Raw genomic sequence first — 3,020 nt, forward strand, 5'->3', positions numbered from 1 at the left:
TAAGTTCCTTCTGGATTTCCTTCGGAATCCCATTGCCTTCTGCCGTTTCTTTCTTCGCGGCTAGCTTAATGACATTAGGCAAGCTGGGTCACGATCTCCACAGCCTCCTGCTTGGTGAGGCCATGGGCCTTGCCAATTTCAAGATGGGATTTAAGTTGGGGATACATCCCCGCCGAGAACAGCGCCGCAATGGTAATCATGCTGCGGTCACGGGGAGAGAGAGCTGGTCCTCCCTTGACCAGACCTCACCAAAGAGAACATCATCGTTCAGTTCCGCAAATTTCGGGGCGAGATCACCCAAGCAGTCGCGGCCCGCTGTTTGCTTTTCTGCCATAGCGAATAATCCTTTCTTTATTTCAGCTTCCCGCCGTCCTGGAACGCTTTTCCTACGACCTCGCCCATCTTCATATAGGTATTGCCGCAGGGGTCAAAGGAAATCGCTTGCAGCTTGGCTGCATCAATTTTACCGTCTGCGCCCAGCACCTTCTCATCTGCGCTGATGCCCACGATCTGACCGATGATGTTGCCGTCCTCGCTCACCTTGATCAGCCTGCACTCCATGGCAATCGGAAACTCATCAATCAACGGAGCATCCACCGCNTCGCTCCGGGTGGTATGCAGTCCGGCCTTGGCCAGCTTATCCGGCTCCTGATTGGCGGACACCAGCCCCACATAGTCCGCCTCCACCACATGGGCGGCATCGGCAAAGCTGACGGTGAACGCGCCCTTCACCTTGATATTCTTGGTGGTCTTGTGTCCCGCGCTCAGACAGAGGACTACCTTGTCCCGGCCATACAGACCACCCCAGGCGGCGTTCATCGCGTCCGCTTTCCCGTTTTCATCGTAAGTGCCAATAATCAGCACCGGCAGAGGGAAGAACCAGGGGCTGCTCTCAAAATGTTTCCGCATACTGTTAAACCTCATTTCATCATCATGTTCATGGCATTGCCATGACAGTTCCAGGAGCAGTATATCACTTCCGCAGGATATAACGCAACCACAGGCCGTCATTGTCCAGCTTTTCCACCGCTTTCAAATGAAATACCGCCGGAATCCGTTCCGGGAGGAACGCCGGTTTCTCAAACAGGGATGCCGATTCCCGCTTCCCGTCCGCTGTAGGGGCGAGGATGATACTCAACTCGTCAATCAAATCTTCCTGGGCGAAAGACCAGTTCATCTGACCGCCGCCCGCCAGCATCAGCCGGTCAATGTGAAACAGAGCTTTCAGTTTACCAAGCAGCAGAGTACAGTCCAGCCGGTCTTTCCCGGCGAACACATAGGATACATCCACCTTCCGCAGATAAGCCAGATACTCGCCCGAAACCTGCTCCGTAAGGACTTCGATCACATGGGCTTTCGGACGGCCCCGCTTTTCAATGTACTTGTCATTCCACCCCAATATCCCCTGGGGGTCTACGGATACGATGAAGTTGTGAACGTCAGACGGGGCCACATAGTCCTCATGGGGCCAAACAGTCTCGCTTGCTGGCAGCTCTGCCGGGGCGAGGCCATCGGAATAGGTTCCCGCCATGGTGGTCGTGCCATAGATGGTGGCCTGACAATCGAAGGTGGTGCGCAGTTGCCCGTAGGCTTTGGCGCAGGCGGCGGACATACACGCCCCGTCGATCTTCCCGTCCAGCGCCATCAGCATATGGCACACCACATAGGGACGATTTGTTGATTCCATGATGCTCTCCTTTTTAGCTGTTGGCAAAAATATTGGTTATCCAAGCTGTCACATCATCGGCGCTGCTGGCTACATCATTCCGGGACAGCACCAGCGCATTATCGTAGACCGATGCGTCAGGCTGCAATTCCGAAATTGTCTCCACAGTGCGGGATGCGCGGCTGCCTCCGTGGATGATGAAGGGGATGATGGTTTTCGCGCCGAAATCGTAAGATTCCAGAAAGCTGTAAACCGGCATAGGCAGGTCGGCCCACCAGTTGGGATACCCCAGCAGGACAATATCGTACTGCTCAAAACCCTCCACCTGGGCGGACAGCTCCGGCCTGACAGCCGCCGCCTTTTCCTCGCTGGCCTGATCCACGAGAGGCTCATGATCCAGCGGATAGGGGGCAACCGTTTCAATGCGGAACAGGTCGCCGCCAATGGCATTCTGGATCAATTCCGCCACATACTGGGTGTTGCCCAGCTTTTCCCCCTCGCTAACCACAATACTGGCACTGGCAACAGCGTCCACACCTGTGGTATCCACATCCTCCGGAACAGAGAAATATGCGATCAGAATCTGCTGATCCTGCGTTTCTGCCGGTACGGATGTATCTGTTTCCTGCTGACCGGGGGCCGTTCCTGTTTCCGGCCTTTGGTCTTGGCTGCTTGCTGCCGGTGTATCCCATCCTGATGGACCGCACCCGGATATGGCGCAGACAAGCAGCAAGCACATAAGGATGGACAAGAGTTTTCTCATTGAAATCATTCTTCCTTTTCTGTAATTGTTATGGAACCGCCATATTCCTCAAAGACGGAAATATCGGATGTGATCCGCCCAATCGTCACCACTTCCACAATCGTCTGTTCCAGATGGTCACTATAAAAAATCGCTACGGAGGGTCCCTCATACCAATAGGCCAGCCCACCCCGCTCGTAGTTCCGTGTCCGCTCCGCTGTATCAGGAATTTGTTCCGGCAGGTCAAAGGCACGGGCAAAACCAGGGGCAGGATGCCACAGGTCCACCGTCAGCGGCAGCATGGCCGAAACCGCCCGCGCCGTCTCATTGTCAAAAAGCACGCCCTCCAGGACGGTTTCACCGGCAGTTATTGTAATCTCCGTCAGGGCAGGTTCCTCCGGCGGAGGGGTATTCATAGCGGGCATTTCTGCTTCCTCCCATGTCTGACCGCCGCAGGCAGCAAAGCTCAGCAACAGCAGCAAGCCCGTCAGACCTGCGGCGGTTTTTGAGATACAGGCTTTCTTCACCGGCACTCATTAAGAAGCTGTACCAATAGGCTAAAACCGCTTGAGTAAAGTGCTGAAAGCAGCAATGGTGCAAACAGCTTGTGCA

Annotated in this window: 6 protein-coding genes; all 6 read right to left on the reverse strand. The window is 55.0% G+C overall.

Annotation, left to right across the window (positions count from 1 at the left end; all coding sequences use genetic code 11):
• Window positions 1–74: 74 nt before the first annotated feature.
• The 6 genes from JX325_RS18770 to JX325_RS14440 all read right to left on the reverse strand — a co-directional run bounded on the left by JX325_RS18770 (window position 75) and on the right by JX325_RS14440 (window position 2,833).
• Complete coding sequence (locus JX325_RS18770) at window positions 75–200, reverse strand: carboxymuconolactone decarboxylase family protein (RefSeq protein ID WP_374220629.1); 126 nt, start codon at window positions 198–200, stop codon at window positions 75–77.
• On the reverse strand, window positions 197–334 hold the full coding sequence (locus tag JX325_RS18775) for a hypothetical protein (protein WP_374220630.1): 138 nt from the start codon (window positions 332–334) through the stop codon (window positions 197–199). Before JX325_RS18775 ends, JX325_RS18770 begins: the two co-directional genes overlap by 4 nt.
• 17 nt (window positions 335–351) lie before the next feature.
• Window positions 352–909, reverse strand: a complete 558-nt coding sequence (locus tag JX325_RS14425) for a flavin reductase family protein (protein WP_204791779.1) — start codon at window positions 907–909, stop codon at window positions 352–354.
• Window positions 910–973: 64 nt separating this feature from the next.
• Window positions 974–1,687, reverse strand: a complete 714-nt coding sequence (locus tag JX325_RS14430) for a dihydrofolate reductase family protein (protein WP_204791780.1) — start codon at window positions 1,685–1,687, stop codon at window positions 974–976.
• A gap of 13 nt (window positions 1,688–1,700) precedes the next feature.
• Complete coding sequence (locus JX325_RS14435) at window positions 1,701–2,438, reverse strand: flavodoxin (RefSeq protein WP_307819281.1); 738 nt, start codon at window positions 2,436–2,438, stop codon at window positions 1,701–1,703.
• Window positions 2,435–2,833 (reverse strand): cyclophilin-like fold protein, encoded by a 399-nt coding sequence (locus tag JX325_RS14440; protein WP_204791781.1) that lies wholly within the window; start codon window positions 2,831–2,833, stop codon window positions 2,435–2,437. Before JX325_RS14440 ends, JX325_RS14435 begins: the two co-directional genes overlap by 4 nt.
• Between the last annotated feature and the right edge of the window lie 187 nt (window positions 2,834–3,020).

It is taken from the genome of Oscillibacter sp. CU971 (assembly GCF_905219725.1).
In the GTDB taxonomy this organism is placed as follows: Bacteria; Bacillota; Clostridia; order Oscillospirales; family Oscillospiraceae; genus Oscillibacter.

Bases quoted from the DNA above. Each gene is read 5' to 3' on its own strand.
- JX325_RS18770 (WP_374220629.1), bottom strand. From the start codon at position 200: ATGATTACCATTGCGGCGCTGTTCTCGGCGGGGATGTATCCCCAACTT.
- JX325_RS18775 (WP_374220630.1), bottom strand. From the start codon at position 334: ATGGCAGAAAAGCAAACAGCGGGCCGCGACTGCTTGGGTGATCTCGCC.
- JX325_RS14435 (WP_307819281.1), bottom strand. From the start codon at position 2,438: ATGATTTCAATGAGAAAACTCTTGTCCATCCTTATGTGCTTGCTGCTT.
- JX325_RS14440 (WP_204791781.1), bottom strand. From the start codon at position 2,833: ATGCCCGCTATGAATACCCCTCCGCCGGAGGAACCTGCCCTGACGGAG.
- JX325_RS14430 (WP_204791780.1), bottom strand. From the start codon at position 1,687: ATGGAATCAACAAATCGTCCCTATGTGGTGTGCCATATGCTGATGGCG.